Source organism: Blautia sp. AF32-4BH (assembly GCF_003460565.1).
Taxonomy (GTDB): domain Bacteria; phylum Bacillota; class Clostridia; order Lachnospirales; family Lachnospiraceae; genus Fusicatenibacter; species Fusicatenibacter saccharivorans.
This window is the reverse complement of the sequence record NZ_QTVL01000007.1, coordinates 105,922-123,536: the sequence shown is the minus strand read 5'-3', so window position 1 is coordinate 123,536 and position 17,615 is coordinate 105,922. Positions and strand designations below refer to the sequence as shown.

The window sequence follows — 17,615 nt, the reverse complement described above, 5'->3', positions numbered from 1 at the left end:
CGCTGCAGTGCGGATTACGAGTTCTGATCGTCTTCGTAAATTCTCTGTACCTCTTCGGAAATCTGCTGCCGGATCGCGGAGAGATCGACATCCGGGATGCCGTCCTCGGTGATCTGCGGTTTGGAAGGAGAGGTATACGGCTTCGTGTCGCCCATGGAAGCTTTTGGGGATGTTTCTTCTTCGTCAAACTCCTCCGGAGCGGCCGGTTTTGCGGATGGCCGGCGGCGGATGATTTTCGGAAGATCTTTCTCATCGTCGTCATCGTCAGGTTCTTCCGGAACAAAACGGAAATCGTACATGGTGTTCTGCGAAACACGGGTACGGTTCGACGGTTTCTGATAGCTGCGGTACGGATCTCTTGCGTTGCCGGAAGAAGAGGAAGAGGAGCCGCGGCGTTTCTTTTTCTTCTTTCTGGATGGAAGAGGATCGAAACCGGATCTGCGCTTCCGTCTGGCGCGCGCTTTTGCACGGTGTTCGCGTTCTTCTTCGTCGTCATCCTCCCAGTAGTCCGCCTCTTTCCACGGTTTAAACTGGAAGAGCATGCCTGCTGCGGCGAGAATGGCAGAGACAATCCAGAACATCATGTTCAGATCGAGGTCCTTGAAGAAATATGCCATGCGGATCGTCGTGAGGGCGCCGCAGATGGAGGTGACCAGGATTACGGAAATGCGTTCGAACGGAACGCAGATCAGGCCGATCACGAAAGCGACGAGGGCGACGAGTCCATAACCTGTGATATCGTTTGGATTAACGAGATGCCAGAGGCAAAAGCCGACGAGCCCGCAGATCAGAAGAAAAAGTCCGATCCGGTAGAGGACGAAGGCAATGATTGCGGTCAGAAGACCGGTGCCGACGGCAAGCGCCAGGGTGATCGTCGTGGTCTGATTCGTGTAGGTACCCGCTGCATAACCAGCGGCCGCGCCGAGAAAAAATCCGGGAATGACGCTCCAGAGTTTGCGGAGCGCATAGCCGAAGAAACAGTTCAGCAGGGCAAAAACAATCACAATCAGAAGAAGCTGCTGCTGGTAAACACCCATGACGTCCCGGACTTTATCGAGACCGCCAAGCAGCGTGTTGATGTTAAAAGCTTGCATATTCAGATTCATGATATTCACTCCTATATGATGTATCGGAAAAATAGATACAGGTTGTATTTTAGTACGGAACGGCGGTTTTGGCAAGTGAAATTGTGTTTGAGATCTGGAAAACGGCAGAATGGCGGCGGTGTGCATATGGTATAAGGAAGAGCAAAAAGGAAATAAAACAGGCATGAATCAGGATAGAGTGTATGAAAATAGAAGAAATTCCTATCAGGGAAATCCGATGGAGCGGCCGGAGCCGTTTTTTGCGTCACAGCCCTTATGGGGAAGAAGTATGGAGGAGCAGCAGGAAGCGCGGGAACGGCAGCGGATGCAGTCGTATTATTCCCGGACGGCATCTGATCTGCAGCGGCTGGTGGAGGCAGAGTGTGACCGCATGGATTACCGCGGCAGCATGATGTACGACGAATTCCCGGACCGGCTCATGATGGAGCACACCTGCCGGAATATCGCACGTCAGTACAGCAGGGAAAACGGCGGGAAGGATGAGAAAACGGCAGAAGAGGAACTGCTCGATTTGATCGGCGTTCTTTTTTATAATGAAATGTTCCGGAGGCGGAGCAGGAGGAAACATTATTACAATCTGTGGCTTTAAACCGCGCCATAAAGTAATAAGAGGGTAACACATTTTTAATAATTTTTCTGTTGTGGTTTTGCGGAAAACAGATTACAATATTAGCGAGGTTGTAAGGGGCTTTATTACACATGTTTACAAACGATTCAGGAAGTTTGGAGAGTATAAATGGAATTACAGAAATTATTACAGGATGAAATCCGGGAAGGGCTGTACCGTATCACGATCAGCGGCCCAAGAGGGGACAGTGAAGTGTCCAAAGTGAGAATACGCCCGGTTGAAATAAAAGGAAAACTGCTCTTTCAGTGCCAGGAGACCGTCGGCACGAAGGAGTTTCATAAAAATATGACAAAAGACGACGTGATCACCCGGATCAGCGACTGGATGAACGGAACCTTCAAGCAGATGCAGCTCGAATCCGACACCTGCACAGCATCCGTTCTGGTCAGCAAAAAGGGAACGATGACGATCAAAAAGAAACCGCATATGAAAGGAACCGGCAAACCCGTCAATCTGGCGCACAACCGGAAGAAACGGTATATTCTGGAAGAAGGAATCCCGGTTCCTTTTTTACAGGATCTTGGTGTTATGACAAAAGAAGGCAAAATCGTGCGGACCCGCTACGACAAGTTCCGCCAGATCAACCGCTTTCTGGAGTTCATCGAAGATATCCTGCCGCAGCTCCCATCGGACCGCGAGATCACGATTCTCGATTTCGGCTGCGGAAAATCGTATCTGACGTTTGCGATGTATTATTACTTCCGCGAACTGAAAAAACTGGATGTCAATATCATCGGACTTGACTTGAAAGAGGATGTCATCGCAATCTGCAACGGACTGGCGGAGAAATACGGCTATGAAAAGCTGCATTTCTATCAGGGTGACATCGCTTCTTATACCGGCCGCGACGAGGTCGATATGGTGGTGACGCTGCACGCGTGCGACACGGCGACTGACTATGCGCTGGAAAAGGCCGTCAAATGGAATGCAAAAGTTATTCTTTCCGTTCCGTGCTGCCAGCATGAGCTGAACCGCCAGATTGCAAACAAAGAACTGTATCCGATCATGGATTACGGCATCTTAAAAGAGCGCATGGCGGCGCTTCTGACCGACGGAATCCGGGCAAAGCTTCTGGAGAATGCAGGCTATGAGACACAGATTCTTGAGTTCATCGACATGGAGAACACGCCGAAGAACCTTCTGATCCGCGCGGTAAAACGCCAGGAAGGCTCGAAAAAACTGCCGGAAGAACTGAAAGTGTGCATGGAAGCGTACCATGTGAAGCCGACACTGGCAGACCTCCTCACAGAAAAGGAGGAGCCGTGATGAATAAAAGAGCAGCAAGGATTCTGATCCTTTTTCTTGTTTTTGCCGCATCAGTCGGTGTGTTCACACACCTGATGAGCCACGAGACGACGGAGAATGCGACCGATCTGGACGCAGCGAGTCTTCCGGTGCTGTACATGAAGACCGCGGACACGACAGTGAACCGCATGTACGGATACCGCCAGGAGATGAACGGCGTAACGACAAGAGAAAACCTGACACCGCTGCCGATGGACCGTTCGCTTACGCTTGAAATTGATGCGAAGGGACAGAAAATTATAAACGTGACCTATACGGTGGAAAGCACAGACGGCGGAGCGCTGATTGAAAACTCGGTGCTGAAATCGTTTGACGAGGACGGAAGCTATCTGAAAGCAGACTTCCAGTTAGAGACCGCGATTCTGATGAATCAGGAATATACGCTGAAGCTCGAGGTTGCCTACGGAAACGGCCAGTCTGCCTGGTATTACACCCGCATTGTACAGCGCAACGGCGTGGAGGTCGGCGATTATCTGGCCTACACGCAGATGTTTGCGCAGACATGCCTGGATAAAACGCAGGCGGAAGCGCTCGTTCCGCAGCTTGAGCCGGATGAGACGGGGGATAATTCTTCGTTCCTCAATGTCAACATTCATTCCAGCCTCGACCAGATTTCCTGGGGAAGCCTCGCACCGACGATCGTACAGCAGCCGGTGCAGCAGATCAAAGAAGCGAATGAGACGACGACCAGCATCAAACAGGAGTACATGATCAGTGCGCAGGATGAGAACGGACAGACGGAGTATTATACCGTAAGCGAGTTCTACCGGATGCGAGAGTCCGACGGAGAGATTATTCTGCTGGACTTCGAGCGGAGCGCACAGCAGATCTTTGATCCGGAGCTTGGTGTTCTGACGAAATCCGGCATTAACCTCGGTGTGACCGGCGAGGATACCAAGTATGTGACGAATACGGCAGGTGATATTGTCGCATTTGTAGTAAACGGTGATCTCTGGTGCTACAACCGCAGCGCCAACAAGACGATCCGCGTTTTCAGCTTCCGTGAGAACGGCAGCATGGATGACCGGGAACAGCACGGAGAGCATGATGTCAACATTGTACGTGTGGATGATGCGGGCGATGTGACGTTTGTTGTTTATGGCTATATGAACCGCGGAAACCACGAGGGTGAAGTGGGAGCAGCCGTTTACTATTATCGCGCCGAGCGGAATGTGGCAACCGAGGAGATTTTCGTTCCGGCGGATATTTCCTACGAGATGCTGAAAAAACAGCTCGACCGCCTCTCCTACGTCAACAAGCAGAGAGAGATGTATCTCTATCTGAATGAGAACCTGTGTAAGGTAGATATTGAAACCGGCACGACGACGGTGGTCCGGGAAAGTATCCCGGAGGACTGCTTTGTAGTATCGGAAAGCCAGGAGAGCATCGCGTGGATGGATGCGGACAATGCAAGCAGTGCGATGAACATCACCGTGATGAATCTGGAGAGCGGGGAAACGCAGCGCTTTGCGGCGGATGACGGACAGAAGATCCGGGCACTTGGCTTTATCAATGAAGACTTTGTTTATGGTATGGCAAACGACAGCGATATTTTAAAAGATATTTCCGGCAATGAAGTTTTCGCTATGCATACGGTGCGGATTGTCAGCATCGACGGAACCGTGAAAAAAGAGTATCACCAGAACGGCTATTATGTGACAGGCGTGTCGATTTCGGACGGCCTTCTGGAGCTGGACCGCGTGGTACGCCAGGAAAACGGCTATGCGGATGCGCCGGAGGATCACATCATGAACGGCGAGCAGCAGAGCCAGGAACTGGTGACGGGCCGCCTGGCAACGGTGGACGACAGAAGAGAGCAGCAGTTCCTTCTGGAATTCTCGACGAGCGGCAAAACACAGTCGCTTCTGACACTGACACCGAAATATATCTATTCAACCTTACGGACCGATCTTACGATGTCGTACGACACGGGCAGCGCAGATCTTTACTATGTATATGGAAAAGGAAAACTGATCGCCATTTTAAGCTCCCCGGCCGAGGCCGTACAGCTTGCCGATGAGAATGTCGGCGTTGTGCTGAACAGCAGCCAGTCCTATGTGTGGGAGCGCGGAAACCGCCAGCAGGGCATGCGCCTCGACGAGACAACGATGCCGTCGGGATTCCAGAGTGCATCTTTGGACGAAAACGTGCTGAAGGAGTCACTCGGTGATGATTACGAACTGCTGAACCTGACGGGCTGCACAAGAGAAGAAATTCTCTACATGATCAGCAGCGGCTACGGCGTTGTTGTAAAGACCGGCGAGAACGAGAGTCTGCTTCTGACCGGATACGATATTTTCGGAAATTCCTGGCTGTATAACCCGGCAACGGGCGAGACAACTGCACTTTCTGACGATGACAGCGATGCATTGTTCGCACAGAACGGCAATGTCTTCATCAGTTATATTAAAAAAGTAAAGATCGAGTGATTTGCGGGGTTTTCTAATGACGCAAAAAGTGCTAGAATAAAGAAAGCACTATGAATATTTAGGGAGAAAAAAGACAATGAAACTTACAACCATCCGAGAGATTTATAAAAACCGGGAAGCATACCTGGACAAAGAAGTAACCGTAGGCGGCTGGGTGCGCAGCGTACGTGATTCCAAAACCTTTGGTTTCATCGTTCTGCACGACGGAAGCTATTTCGAAACCCTGCAGATCGTATACCACGATGAGATGGAAAACTTCGCTGAGATTTCCAAAATGAACGTCGGCGCAGCCATCATCGTAAAAGGTACCCTCGTTGCTACCCCGCAGGCAAAACAGCCGTTTGAGATTCAGGCGGCAGAAGTTACCGTAGAGGGCGTTTCCGCACCGGATTACCCGCTGCAGAAAAAACGCCACTCCATGGAATACCTTCGTACCATTTCCCATCTGCGTCCGAGAACCAACACCTTCCAGGCAGTATTCCGTGTTCGTTCCCTCTGCGCCTATGCGATCCATCAGTTCTTCCAGGAGAGAGACTTCGTTTATGTCAACACCCCGCTGATCACCGGAAGCGACTGCGAGGGAGCCGGCGAGATGTTCCAGGTAACCACCATGGATCTTGACAATATTCCGAAAACCGAGGACGGCGCTGTTGATTTCACACAGGACTTCTTCGGAAAGAAGACAAGCCTTACCGTAAGCGGACAGTTAAACGGCGAGACCTTTGCACAGGCATTCCGCAATATCTACACCTTCGGACCGACCTTCCGTGCAGAGAATTCCAACACCACCCGCCATGCAGCAGAGTTCTGGATGATCGAGCCGGAAATCGCTTTCGCTGATTTGGAGGATGATATGGAGCTTGCTGAGGCAATGCTGAAATATGTCATCCGCTACGTTATGGAGCATGCACCGGAAGAAATGCAGTTCTTCAACAGTTTCGTGGACAAGGGACTGATCGAGCGTCTGAACCATGTCGTAAATTCTGAGTTCGGCCGTGTAACCTACACCGAGGCTATCGAGCTTCTGGAGAAAAACAACGACAAATTCGATTACAAAGTATACTGGGGATGCGATCTGCAGACCGAGCATGAGCGTTATCTGACCGAGCAGATCTTCAAGAGACCGGTTTTCGTTACCGATTATCCGAAGGAGATCAAAGCGTTCTACATGAAGCTGAACGATGACAACAAGACAGTTGCCGCTATGGACTGTCTGGTTCCTGGCATCGGAGAGATCATCGGCGGAAGCCAGCGTGAGGACGACTACGAGAAACTGCTTGGCCGTATGAAAGAGCTGGGACTTGCTGAGGAAGATTACGGATTCTATCTGGACCTCAGAAAATATGGTTCTACCCACCATGCAGGATTCGGACTGGGATTTGAAAGATGCGTCATGTATCTGACCGGAATGGGTAATATCCGCGACGTCATCCCGTTCCCGAGAACAGTAAACAACTGTGAGCTGTAATTACGAAAAGTGATATAGAAACTTAAAAAATACGGATGCCGGGTGCAGTGGAATCCAATGTGGATTTGGTGCGCCTGACGTCCGTATTGCAGTAATGGAGAAAATGAATCCAGAAAGGGGTATGCGCCTATGCGGTTTATTCATATTGCGGACGTGCATCTTGGCATGCAGCCGGATGCGGGATTTCCCTGGAGCGAGGAGCGCGGGGAATCCATCTGGGAGAGTTTTCGGCGGATCATCCGCCTCGTCGGACGGGAAAAGCCGGATTTTCTGCTGATCGCCGGGGATCTGTTTCAGCGCCAGCCGCTTCTGCGGGAACTGAAAGAGATCAACGATCTTTTTGCGTCCATTCCGGAGACGATCGTCGTGCTGATTGCCGGAAACCACGATTATGTGAAGCGGGAGAGTTTTTACCGCGGCTTCGACTGGGCGGACAACGTGGTGCTGCTGCTGTCGCCGGAGCCGGAGTGCGTCGAAGTGCCGGAGAAGAAGACGGCGGTTTACGGATGCAGCTATGATAAAAAAGAGATCCTGGAAAACCGGCTGGACGATGTGACGCCGAAGGGGAAGATGAAGTATCATCTGCTGCTCGCACACGGCGGAGATGCCCGCCACATGCCGTGGAATCCGGGGCGCATGGCGCAGGCGGGATTTGATTATATCGCGTGCGGGCATATCCACAAGCCGGGGATTCTGGTTCCGGACAAAATGGCGTACGCAGGCGCGCTTGAGCCGACGGATGAGACACAGATGGGTCCGCACGGGTACATCCGCGGAACGGTGGACGAGCATGGGACGCGGATTCAGTTTGTGCCGTTTGCGCAGTATGAATACGAAGATCTGGTATTGAATGTGACCGAGGATCTGACGCAGTATGCGCTTGAGACAAAGCTGAAACAGGAACTGGCGCTGCGGGAGGATGGAAAGATCCGAAAAATCATCCGTCTGAAACTGACGGGACACCGCGCCGCCGAGCTGGAATTTTCTCCGAAACGGCTGCTGGACTGCGGCAGAGTCATCTCCGTGGAGGATGAAACACGTCCGGCGTACGATCTGGAACAGCTGAAGAAAACGTATGGCGCTAGTCTGATCAGCGCCTATATTGAAGCGTTTGAAACAAAGACGGATGCGCAGTCACAGAAGGCGCTCGACTATGGTCTCGAGGCGCTGCTGGCGGCACGCAGGAACGGCTGAAAAAAAGATTGCGGGAGGTATATAGAAGATGAAAATAGAAAAACTGGAAATCCGCAATTTTGGAAAAATGCAGAACCGCACACTGGAATTTTCCGATGGGATTCAGCTCATCAGCGGGGAAAATGAGAGCGGAAAATCGACCGTCCATACCTTCATCCGCAGCATGCTGTTCGGCATGACACGCGGCCGGGGGCGGGCGGCAAAAAATGATGTCTACAGTCGTTATGAGCCATGGGAAAATCCGGCATACTATGCGGGAGAGATGGTGCTTGAAAGCGGCGGCAAACGGTTCCGTCTGACACGGAATTTCGGGCGGCAGAACGCCAATGCAAAGCTGGTGTGCCTGACGGACGGCGAGGTGCTCTCCGTGGAGGACGGCGATCTTTCCATGCTGCTCGGCGGTGTCAGTGAGATTGTGTATGATAATACGGCTTCGATCGGGCAGTTAAAAGGAAGAACCGAGGAAGGGCTTGCGGATGAGCTGCGGAACTATATGGCAAATTACCAGGGGAGCAGCGATGGAGAGCTCGATGTGGCGGCGGCGCTGGATCTGCTGAAGCAGAAGAGAAAGCGCCTGGAGCAGGAACAGAAAAAGACGCTGGCGGGACTGGAAAAACGGAAGGAAGAACTTGAGACGAAAATTTCCGTTTTTACGGAGGAGTGCCGTCAGAGCGAGGAGAATCTGCAGCAGGCGAAAGAGCAGATGAAGCGGGATATCTATCAGAAGGATGTGCCGATCGAACGGGTGCGGAAGATGAAAAAAGAATCTCGGAAGAGCCGCAAATGGGGTGCCGCGTGCGTGGCGCTGGCTGGATTTCTCTTGTTCTTATGCATTCTGCAGTTCTTCCATATTGATTCGCTGCTGACGAGAACGGGACTCGGGCTTGCGATTGCGGCGCTCTTGTATCTGGCGTACAGTCTGTTCCGTCACCGGAAAACGGAGGTCGAGCAGGTCGTGACGGAGCCGGAGGAGCAGGCGATCCGCCGCCAGCAGTGGAATGTGGACCGCCTGAAGCAGGAGCTGGGGCAGAAACAGACGGTGCTGTCGAACTTGCAGAGTGAATACGAAGAGCTCTGCATTTCCATGACGGAAAAAGATCATCTGCAGGAAGAACTCGATGCGCTTTCCCTGGCGGGGGAGACGATCCAGAGTCTCTCCGTACAGATGCAGAGCCGGATCGGCGACCGCTTAAAACAGCAGATGTCAAAAACGCTGTCATCGCTGACGAATGGCCGCTATCTGCAGGTGAATATGGATGAGAATCTGCGGATCGGCCTTCACAACGCAGACGAATATGTGCCGCTTGAACAGGTCAGCCGCGGCACGATCGAGCAGGCGTACTTTGCGCTCCGCATGGCGGCGATGGATGTGCTCTGCGGCGAGGAGGAGCTGCCGGTGATTCTCGATGAATCGTTTGCGTTTTACGATGAAAACCGGCTGAAAGAAACTTTGAAATGGCTGGCGGAAAACCGGACGCAGGTGCTGCTCTTTACGTGTCAGAAGCGGGAGGAGGAAGCACTCTCGGAGATGGGAATTCCGTACCGGAAAATTGTGCTTTAAGTAATGCGGCTCGCAGAGAATCGGTGAGTTGTGGTTTGGAAATAAAGGAGAATAAAAGTTATGCTGACAATAGGATGTCATTTATCATCGTCCAAAGGATATCTTGCCATGGGAAAAGAGGCGGTGTCCATCGGGGCGAATACCTTTCAGTTTTTTACAAGAAACCCGAGAGGAAGCAAGGCGAAAGCCATCGACGAGGCGGATGTCGCAGCGTTTCTTTCTTACAGTAAGGAGCATGGAATCGAGCGCATTTTGGCACATGCGCCGTACACGCTGAATCCGTGCTCGAAGGATGCGCACACGAGAGAGTTTGCATGGATGACGATGGCGGATGATCTGAAACGGATGGAGTATACGCCGGGAAACTGCTACAATTTCCACCCGGGCAGCCATACCGGACAGGGGGCGGAAGAGGGAATCCGTCTGATTTCGGAGATGCTGAATGAAATTTTAAAACCGGAGCAGACGACCACGGTGCTGCTCGAGACGATGGCAGGAAAAGGAACCGAAGTCGGCCGCTCGTTTGAGGAGCTGGCGGCGATTCTGGAGCGCGTGGAATTAAAAGACCACATGGGTGTCTGCCTAGATACGTGCCATGCGTACGATGCGGGATACGATATTGTGGATCACCTCGATGATGTGCTTGAGAGGTTCGACCGCGTGGTAGGACTTTCGAAGCTGAAAGCGGTTCATCTGAACGACAGCAAGAATCCGTTTGAGAGCCATAAGGACCGCCATGAGAAGATCGGCGAGGGATCGCTGGGACTTGCGGCATTTGAGCGGATTGTGACACATCCGGCGCTGGCGGGACTGCCGTTCTATCTGGAAACACCGAATGAGCTGGACGGATATGCAAAAGAGATCGCGCTGCTGCGCGGGTTTGCGAAATAGAGGAAGAAGGTAAGAGAAAGTGGAAAACACGAGAGAGAAGAATAAAAGATCTGACGGAAGAAAAAAGACGTATTTCGACAGGGAAAATAAAAAGAAAGCCGTTCGTACCGAGAAAACAAAGAGCGTGGCACCGGAAAAAGGAAAGCAGAAAAAGAGTTCATCATCGTCGAAATGTCCTTATCAGAAAAAATGCGGCGGATGCACATATCTGAACCTCTCCTACGAAGAGCAGCTCGCGAAAAAAGAGCAGTTCCTGAAGAAGACTCTGAAGGGCATCGTCCTGGTCAAAGGCATGGTTGGCATGGAAAATCCTTATCATTACCGGAATAAAGTCAATTCCGCCTTTGCACGCAAAAAAGACGGAACGATCATATCCGGCATTTATGAAAAGGGCACACACAAAGTGGTCCCGGTCGATGAGTGCCTGCTCGAGGATCAGCGTGCCGATGCCATCATCCGCGATATCCGCAGTCTGCTGAAGAGCTTCAAAATCATGATCTACAACGAGGACAGCGGCTACGGCCTCCTGCGCCACGTCATGGTGCGCACCGGCTTTGCTTCCGGCGAGATCATGGTCGTCCTCGTCTGCGTATCACCAGTCTTCCCGTCAAAAAACAACTTCGTAAAGGCCCTGCGCAAACTCCACCCGGAGATCACCACGATCGTACTGAACGTCAACGACCGCACCGACAGCATGGTACTCGGAAAACGCGACATTGTCCTCTTCGGACGCGGCTACATCGAGGATGAACTCTGCGGCTGCACCTTCCGCATCTCCCCGCAGTCCTTCTACCAGGTCAACCCGGTTCAGACGAAAAAACTGTACGAAAAAGCCATCTCCCTGGCCGGCCTCACCGGAAACGAACGCGTCCTGGACGCCTACTGCGGAATCGGAACCATCGGCCTCATCGCATCCCGCGATGCCAGAGAAGTCATCAGCGTCGAACTGAACCCGGACGCCGTCCGCGATGCCGTAACAAACGCCAAACGAAACCAAATCAAAAACGTCTCCTTCTACCAGAACGACGCCGGCGCCTTCATGGTCTCCATGGCCGAAAAAGGCGAAAAAGCCGACATCGTCTTCATGGACCCGCCAAGAGCCGGCAGTGATGAAGCCTTTCTGTCCTCTGTCGTAACCCTTTCACCGAAAAAAGTGGTCTACGTCTCCTGCAATCCGGAGACATTGGCGAGAGACCTGCGGTATCTGACAAAACACGGATATAAGGCAGAAGAGGCATGGGGGTATGATATGTTCGCGTGGTCGGAGCATGTGGAAAGTATCGTGTTGCTTTCCAAACTTAAATCAAATAAGTTGAAGCATATCAATGTGGAATTAGAGATGGATGAGCTTGATTTGATGGCGGCGGAGAGTAAAGCGATCTATGCGGAAGTCAAGGATTATGTTTCTGAAGCAAAGCGGATTGAAAGTTAGCAACTTGTATATCGCACAGGTGAAGCAGAAATGCGGCATTATTGAGAGGGCAAATTATAACCTGTCAAAATTGGAAAACTCTAGACAGCCGAAGTGTCCGCCAGGGAAAGAAGCGGCTATAAGGGAGGCACTGGAACATTTTCGGATGATATGACGATATCGTAGAAATAGAAGAATCCTTTTTCTTTGACTTGGTTCTTTAAGTCCCTTTGTTAGTTTTGGTTAGTGGGACATAATTTTACATTTGAAGAAACGTGAATACGTATCGGAAGATAGATAGAGAGTTCAAACAGATACGAAGGAGTTTTGTTCATAAATGATAGAAAAAAATAAGATTTTAGAATCATGGATAATGGTGGAACATTTATCGGAGGGAGACATCGGTTTGAATGATAAGGCTATTCTCACTCTGAATGATTTGCAGGAACAGGATTTCTATTCTCTGTTTAACAAAAAAACACAATAAAAATCTGATTATCCGCTAAAACACAGTATCTATCAGCATTTTCAAGGAAACAAACACATCAATTTACTACTTATTTACTACCATTGAATGAGCCTTGATACGCAAGTTTTCCTAGATATGCAAAGATATGGTACAGCACATCAGTATTGAAACAAGAAAAATTGAATAACTCATAGACTATGGAACGCCTAAAATGACGTTCCTTTTCTATTTTCAGCCGTTCATTATGGACGGTTATTTTATTACCAAAAATGAAAGGAGCATTAGATTTATGAAAAAGATGTTAAAACGATTGTGTACGGGCTTCTTAGCTCTTGCAACTGTCGTTACTGCTTTGCCGACTACACCCGTTCATGCAGAAAGTAAGCAATACTGGACGGAGTCAAAAGAGCGTGTCGGTATCGTTGAAAAAGTAATGAATGACGGTTCGATTGGTTCTACCTTTAATGAGGGACATTTGACCGTTGAGGGCGAGGACGCTTACTGTATCGACATTAACACAGACTTTAAGAATGGCTACAAGACCAGAGCTGACGCAAGCACCCGTATGAGTGCCGACCAGATAAGCGACGTTGCCTTATCTATCGAATATGTAAAACAGTACACAGACAGCCACAACGGAATAAGCAAAAACCACGCCTACCTTTTAAGACAGCTTGTTGTCTGGCAGAGATTAAGCGTACATCTTGGCTGGCAATGCGATAACGTGCGAGCTTCTTATGATGAAATTCCAAAGGCAACGCAGGACGAAGTTTTCGCTGGTGCAAAAGCCTTTGTCAAAGAGAATAAAGGACGCTATGAATGTGGCGGTTATATCTACTCTGGCGAGGGGCAGGAATTGGGACAATTCTGGGCGAAACTCAATGTTGGAAATGCGAAACTTCAAAAGACTTCCAGTAATACCAGCATTACAGACGGTAACGGGAATTACTCTATCGCTGGTGCGACATACGGTGTCTTTGCTGATAAGGACTGCACGAAACAGCTTGCCACCCTTACGACTGATGAAAACGGAAATACAGATGTCGTAGAGGTAACGGCTGACACAGTCTATATCAAGGAATTATCCGCACCAGCAGGATATAAGGTTGATACAAATATATATTCCTTAAAGGTTGAAGCTGGAAAGACAGCGACCTTGAACGTATCAGATACACCAAAGGTAACAGACACTTTGATTGAACTCTTCAAGATTGATATGGAAACACAGAAAGACAATCCGCAGGGGAACGCTTCTTTAGCAGGTGCGGAATTTACATGGAAGTATTATACTGGCTTCTACAATAAAGACAATCTCCCTGCCGAAGCTACAAGAACATGGGTTACAAAGACAATCGCCGAAACAGACAGCGACGGTACAATCCACTATGTTACAAAATTAGCGGACGCATACAAGGTATCTGGCGACAGTTTCTATATGCAGGACGGCAAAGCCGTTCTTCCACTTGGAACACTAACCGTAGAAGAAACAAAAGCTCCAAACGGTTACTTGCTGGACGGTGCATATATGCAGGCTGGCGATAAGTCCGAACAGATTAAGGGCTTATATGTAACACAGATTACCGAGGACGGCGACCTTGCCGTATTGACTGGAAGTAACCAGTTTTCTGTATCAGACAAGGTTATCCGTGGCGGTGTGAAAATTCAGAAACGAGATTTAGAAACGGGCGATACAAAACCACAAGGAAGTGCCACTTTGAAAGATACTGCCTTTGACATCATTTCCTTAAATGATAATGCGGTACTGGTTGAGGGCAAGCTATACAAGAAAAATGAAGTGGTAAAGACAATCCATACAGACATTGAGGGTGTCGCTTCTACGTCTGCTGACCTTTTACCTTATGGAAAATTCCGTATCGTTGAGAGTGAAGCTCCAAACGGATATTTGACAGACGGTGCAAAACCGATTGATTTTGCAATCACAGAGAATGGAAAAATCGTTGATTTAACCGACGAAGCCCATTCTATCTACAATCAGATTAAGCGTGGAGATATTGAGGGCGTAAAAATCGGAGCAGGCACACACAAGCGTCTTGCTGATGTTCCCTTTAGGATCACAAGCAAGACAACGGGCGAAAGTCATGTTGTGGTAACTGATGATAACGGGCAATTCTCCACTTCTTCTGACTGGGCTTCTCATAAGCATAATACCAACGCAGGAAAGACCAGCGAGGACGGTGTATGGTTTGGAACTTCTAAACCAGACGACAGCAAAGGGGCGTTGCCTTATGATACCTACATCATTGAAGAAATGCGTTGCGATAGTAACAAAGGCTTTGAGCTTATCCCACCTTTTGAAATCGTGGTATCAAGAAATAACCTTGTGATTGATTTAGGTACTTTGACTGATGAATACGAAAAAGAAATCTCTATCCATACCACAGCGACCAGTAAGGACGGCGAAAAGACAATCCTTGCAGGAAAAGAGGTAACAATCGTTGATACCGTCAAATTAGACGGACTTACAAAAGGCACAAAATATCAGCTCAAAGGCTGGCAGATGTTAAAGGAAGAAAACACCGAGCTTCTTATCAATGGAAAGCGTGTAGAAAATGACTATACCTTTATCGCTGATGATGAAGCTATGAAAGTGGAAATTACTTATACATTCAATGCGTCCGAGCTTGGCGGTAAAAATCTGGTAACATTCGAGGAATTATACGATTTGAGCAATCCAGAAGAACCCGTAAAAGTTGCGGAACATAAAGACATTGAGGACGACGGACAGACGGTACTTATCACAGAGCGTATCATCAAAATTCATACGACTGCTACCGATAAGGACGGCAACAAAGAGCTTGAAGCTGGAAAAGAGGTAACAATCATTGATACCATAACCTTAGAGGGCTTAGAAGTCGGCACACAGTACAAACTTGTAGGCTGGCAGATGTTGAAAGAAGAAAATGCAGAGCTTCTTATCAATGGAAAACGTGTGGAAAGTGATTACACCTTTACCGCAGACAGCGAAACTATGAAAGCGGAAGTTGCCTTTACCTTTGACGCTACTTCTCTTGACGGCAAACAGCTTGTAACTTTTGAAGAATTGTACGATTTAAGCAATCCAGACGAGCCGAAGAAAGTTACCGAGCATAAAGACATTGACAACGAGGGACAGACGATTACCTTTAAGGAAAAACCCGAAGTCCCAGAAGAACCAGAGAAACCCAAAACACCACAGACACCAGATACACCGCATAAAACAGACAGTCCAAAAACGGGCGATAACACGAACCTTTACGGACTGCTTGCATTATTACTAACTTCTGGTGCTGGACTGGCAGGTATCTTCTTCTGCAAACGCCGTAAAATGAAGAAATCATAAGGCGGTAACGATATGAGAAAAGAAAAATCACGTTCTCCGCCGATACCGTGTCGGCAGACTTCCGCTTATTCTGGCTTGTCTGCTACTTACCTGCAAGAACACGGATAGTCAAGGGTGCGTAAGCATTTATTTTACCCTTTACTATCTGGGGACTTGCTGGTACTTCCCTAACCGCCAGAATAAGAAATCACTATCAAAAACTTATCAAATATAGAAAGAAACGAGGTAAAACAATATGGAAATGAAATATGTCGTGCCAGATATGGCACAGTCTTTTGGAACACTTGAATTTGCAGGCGAAAGCGAGCCTATCTTTGAAAGAGATAAAAATAACCGCAGGGTCTTAGCCAGACGAAGCTACAACCTTTATTCTGATGTGCAGAAAGGCGAAAATGTTGTCGTGGAAATTCCCGTGCAGGCTGGCGAAAAGCATTTCAAGTATGAACAGAAAGTAAAACTTGTCAATCCGAAATTATACGGCAGAGGTTACGCAATTGGGGATATGGGACATACCGATTATGTGTTACTTGCTGATGATATTGTAGCAGTTGAAGAAAAGTAAAGGAGTGAAAATATTATGAGATTATCAAACGGTTTTGTTATTGACAAAGAGAAAACATTTGGAGAATTAAAATTTACAGCAGTGCGTGATGTATTCTTGCAGAATGAGGACGGGACACCGAGTACCCAGCTTAAAAAGCGTATCTATGATTTGAAGTGCAGTCTGCATGGTGGAATTATCCCCGTGTCTGTACCGCCAGAAGTACCAGTAAGGGAATTTCCGTACAATGCAGTTGTGGAGCTTGTCAATCCAGTAGCCGATACGGTATCACGAAAAACCTATACGGGTGCAGATGTGGACTGGTATGTAAAGGCAGAGGATATTGTGTTGAAGAATAAAGGCAATCAGAACGCAGGCAATCCACAGAACCATGTACCGCAAGGACAGATGAAAAAATAAATGTGAGCCCATATTTTTCTTGTAACTTATATATAGAACCGATATAATTAGTTGAAAAGTTCTGTTTTAAGCCATGTAAAACTATTTTGACAAGGGAAAATGGCAATGTCAAAGGCTTTTGACAGACAAAATAGCTATATTCATATACAATAAAGGAGAAGATTCAAGATGGATATTGGATTACAAATCAAAAAATTTAGGGAACAACAAAAAATTTCTCAAGAAGAACTGGCTCTTAAAATATTTGTTTCAAGACAAACAATTTCTAACTGGGAAACAAATAAAAGTTGTCCAGATGTTAAAAGTTTAATTACTTTATCTAATATCTTCAATGTGTCTTTAGATAATTTTATAAAAGAAGATATAAAGGAGATGAGGGAGATTGTAGAAAAAGCAACTATTAAAAAGTTTAATGTGATAAGTGTAGTTTTCCTAATTGAATTGATAGTCGTAGCCATAAGTGCCTATCCTTTATTTAGTATTAAGGGAAATATAGGAATTATTATTTGGTTATGCTTGTTTGCAATAACGCTCTATACGGCAAGTAAGATTGAAAAATTCAAAAAGAGCCATGACATTCAAACCTATAAAGAAATTTTGGCATTTATTGACGGAAAGCAATTAACGCATGATGAAACACAACAAGAAATAGGAAAAAGAAATTATCAAAAAATCATATTTGCATTCATTGCAGGTGTAATCGCACTTATTATATGTTTTGTTGTAATTTTTATTTGCCAGCATTTAACAAATTAAAAGGGAGGAGAAATCATGGAATTTTGGCTTATTATGATTGGCTTTATAGTTATGGGCGGAAGTTGTTCATTAGCAGGTACTTGGTGGGATAGAAAA

14 protein-coding genes are annotated in these 17,615 nt (G+C 48.0%); 13 read left to right on the top strand and 1 reads right to left on the bottom strand.

From position 1 onward, the window contains the following. Positions 1 to 14: 14 nt before the first annotated feature. Positions 15 to 1,106, bottom strand: a complete 1,092-nt coding sequence (locus DWZ44_RS10540; protein ID WP_158555001.1) for a TM7S3/TM198-like domain-containing protein — start codon at positions 1,104 to 1,106, stop codon at positions 15 to 17. A gap of 163 nt (positions 1,107 to 1,269) precedes the next feature. Here DWZ44_RS10540 and DWZ44_RS10535 point away from each other — a divergent pair, with 163 nt between their 5' ends. The 13 genes from DWZ44_RS10535 to DWZ44_RS10470 all read left to right on the top strand — a co-directional run bounded on the left by DWZ44_RS10535 (position 1,270) and on the right by DWZ44_RS10470 (position 17,519). Further along, positions 1,270 to 1,695 carry a hypothetical protein gene (locus DWZ44_RS10535; RefSeq protein WP_022461539.1) on the top strand — a complete coding sequence of 142 codons (426 nt, stop codon included), beginning with the start codon at positions 1,270 to 1,272 and terminating at the stop codon, positions 1,693 to 1,695. Positions 1,696 to 1,842: 147 nt separating this feature from the next. Next, positions 1,843 to 3,000 carry a class I SAM-dependent methyltransferase gene (locus DWZ44_RS10530; RefSeq protein ID WP_117804828.1) on the top strand — a complete coding sequence of 386 codons (1,158 nt, stop codon included), beginning with the start codon at positions 1,843 to 1,845 and terminating at the stop codon, positions 2,998 to 3,000. After that, complete coding sequence (locus tag DWZ44_RS10525; protein WP_117804827.1) at positions 3,000 to 5,468, top strand: hypothetical protein; 2,469 nt, start codon at positions 3,000 to 3,002, stop codon at positions 5,466 to 5,468. Before DWZ44_RS10530 ends, DWZ44_RS10525 begins: the two co-directional genes overlap by 1 nt. Before the next feature lie 76 nt (positions 5,469 to 5,544). Beyond that, positions 5,545 to 6,936, top strand: coding sequence for an asparagine--tRNA ligase (gene asnS / locus DWZ44_RS10520; RefSeq protein WP_117762055.1), 1,392 nt, complete (start codon positions 5,545 to 5,547; stop codon positions 6,934 to 6,936). Positions 6,937 to 7,065: 129 nt separating this feature from the next. Continuing rightward, positions 7,066 to 8,130 carry a metallophosphoesterase family protein gene (locus DWZ44_RS10515; protein ID WP_117804826.1) on the top strand — a complete coding sequence of 355 codons (1,065 nt, stop codon included), beginning with the start codon at positions 7,066 to 7,068 and terminating at the stop codon, positions 8,128 to 8,130. Positions 8,131 to 8,158: 28 nt separating this feature from the next. Beyond that, positions 8,159 to 9,691, top strand: coding sequence for an ATP-binding protein (locus tag DWZ44_RS10510; protein ID WP_117804825.1), 1,533 nt, complete (start codon positions 8,159 to 8,161; stop codon positions 9,689 to 9,691). A 60-nt stretch (positions 9,692 to 9,751) separates the two neighbouring features. After that, a complete protein-coding gene (locus DWZ44_RS10505; protein WP_117804824.1) occupies positions 9,752 to 10,582 on the top strand; it encodes a deoxyribonuclease IV in 831 nt (276 codons plus the stop codon). 19 nt (positions 10,583 to 10,601) lie between these two features. Further along, entirely contained in the window at positions 10,602 to 12,014 is a 1,413-nt protein-coding gene (gene rlmD / locus DWZ44_RS10500; protein WP_117804823.1) for a 23S rRNA (uracil(1939)-C(5))-methyltransferase RlmD, read from the top strand. A gap of 316 nt (positions 12,015 to 12,330) precedes the next feature. Then, complete coding sequence (locus DWZ44_RS18205; RefSeq protein WP_158565874.1) at positions 12,331 to 12,480, top strand: hypothetical protein; 150 nt, start codon at positions 12,331 to 12,333, stop codon at positions 12,478 to 12,480. Positions 12,481 to 12,751: 271 nt separating this feature from the next. After that, complete coding sequence (locus tag DWZ44_RS10490) at positions 12,752 to 15,802, top strand: SrtB-anchored collagen-binding adhesin (RefSeq protein WP_003060618.1); 3,051 nt, start codon at positions 12,752 to 12,754, stop codon at positions 15,800 to 15,802. A 235-nt stretch (positions 15,803 to 16,037) separates the two neighbouring features. Then, entirely contained in the window at positions 16,038 to 16,364 is a 327-nt protein-coding gene (locus DWZ44_RS10480; protein ID WP_003059926.1) for a YdcP family protein, read from the top strand. 15 nt (positions 16,365 to 16,379) lie between these two features. After that, positions 16,380 to 16,763 (top strand): YdcP family protein, encoded by a 384-nt coding sequence (locus DWZ44_RS10475; protein WP_003062614.1) that lies wholly within the window; start codon positions 16,380 to 16,382, stop codon positions 16,761 to 16,763. A gap of 168 nt (positions 16,764 to 16,931) precedes the next feature. After that, positions 16,932 to 17,519: a helix-turn-helix domain-containing protein gene (locus DWZ44_RS10470; protein WP_003061262.1), complete on the top strand. Its 588-nt coding sequence runs from the start codon at positions 16,932 to 16,934 to the stop codon at positions 17,517 to 17,519. Positions 17,520 to 17,615: the final 96 nt, after the last annotated feature.

Coding starts and splice junctions, on each gene's coding strand:
- DWZ44_RS10540 (WP_158555001.1), bottom strand. CDS start 1,106: ATGAATCTGAATATGCAAGCTTTTAACATCAACACGCTGCTTGGCGGT.
- DWZ44_RS10535 (WP_022461539.1), top strand. CDS start 1,270: ATGAATCAGGATAGAGTGTATGAAAATAGAAGAAATTCCTATCAGGGA.
- DWZ44_RS10530 (WP_117804828.1), top strand. CDS start 1,843: ATGGAATTACAGAAATTATTACAGGATGAAATCCGGGAAGGGCTGTAC.
- DWZ44_RS10525 (WP_117804827.1), top strand. CDS start 3,000: ATGAATAAAAGAGCAGCAAGGATTCTGATCCTTTTTCTTGTTTTTGCC.
- asnS (WP_117762055.1), top strand. CDS start 5,545: ATGAAACTTACAACCATCCGAGAGATTTATAAAAACCGGGAAGCATAC.
- DWZ44_RS10515 (WP_117804826.1), top strand. CDS start 7,066: ATGCGGTTTATTCATATTGCGGACGTGCATCTTGGCATGCAGCCGGAT.
- DWZ44_RS10510 (WP_117804825.1), top strand. CDS start 8,159: ATGAAAATAGAAAAACTGGAAATCCGCAATTTTGGAAAAATGCAGAAC.
- DWZ44_RS10505 (WP_117804824.1), top strand. CDS start 9,752: ATGCTGACAATAGGATGTCATTTATCATCGTCCAAAGGATATCTTGCC.
- DWZ44_RS18205 (WP_158565874.1), top strand. CDS start 12,331: ATGATAGAAAAAAATAAGATTTTAGAATCATGGATAATGGTGGAACAT.
- DWZ44_RS10490 (WP_003060618.1), top strand. CDS start 12,752: ATGAAAAAGATGTTAAAACGATTGTGTACGGGCTTCTTAGCTCTTGCA.
- DWZ44_RS10480 (WP_003059926.1), top strand. CDS start 16,038: ATGGAAATGAAATATGTCGTGCCAGATATGGCACAGTCTTTTGGAACA.
- DWZ44_RS10475 (WP_003062614.1), top strand. CDS start 16,380: ATGAGATTATCAAACGGTTTTGTTATTGACAAAGAGAAAACATTTGGA.
- DWZ44_RS10470 (WP_003061262.1), top strand. CDS start 16,932: ATGGATATTGGATTACAAATCAAAAAATTTAGGGAACAACAAAAAATT.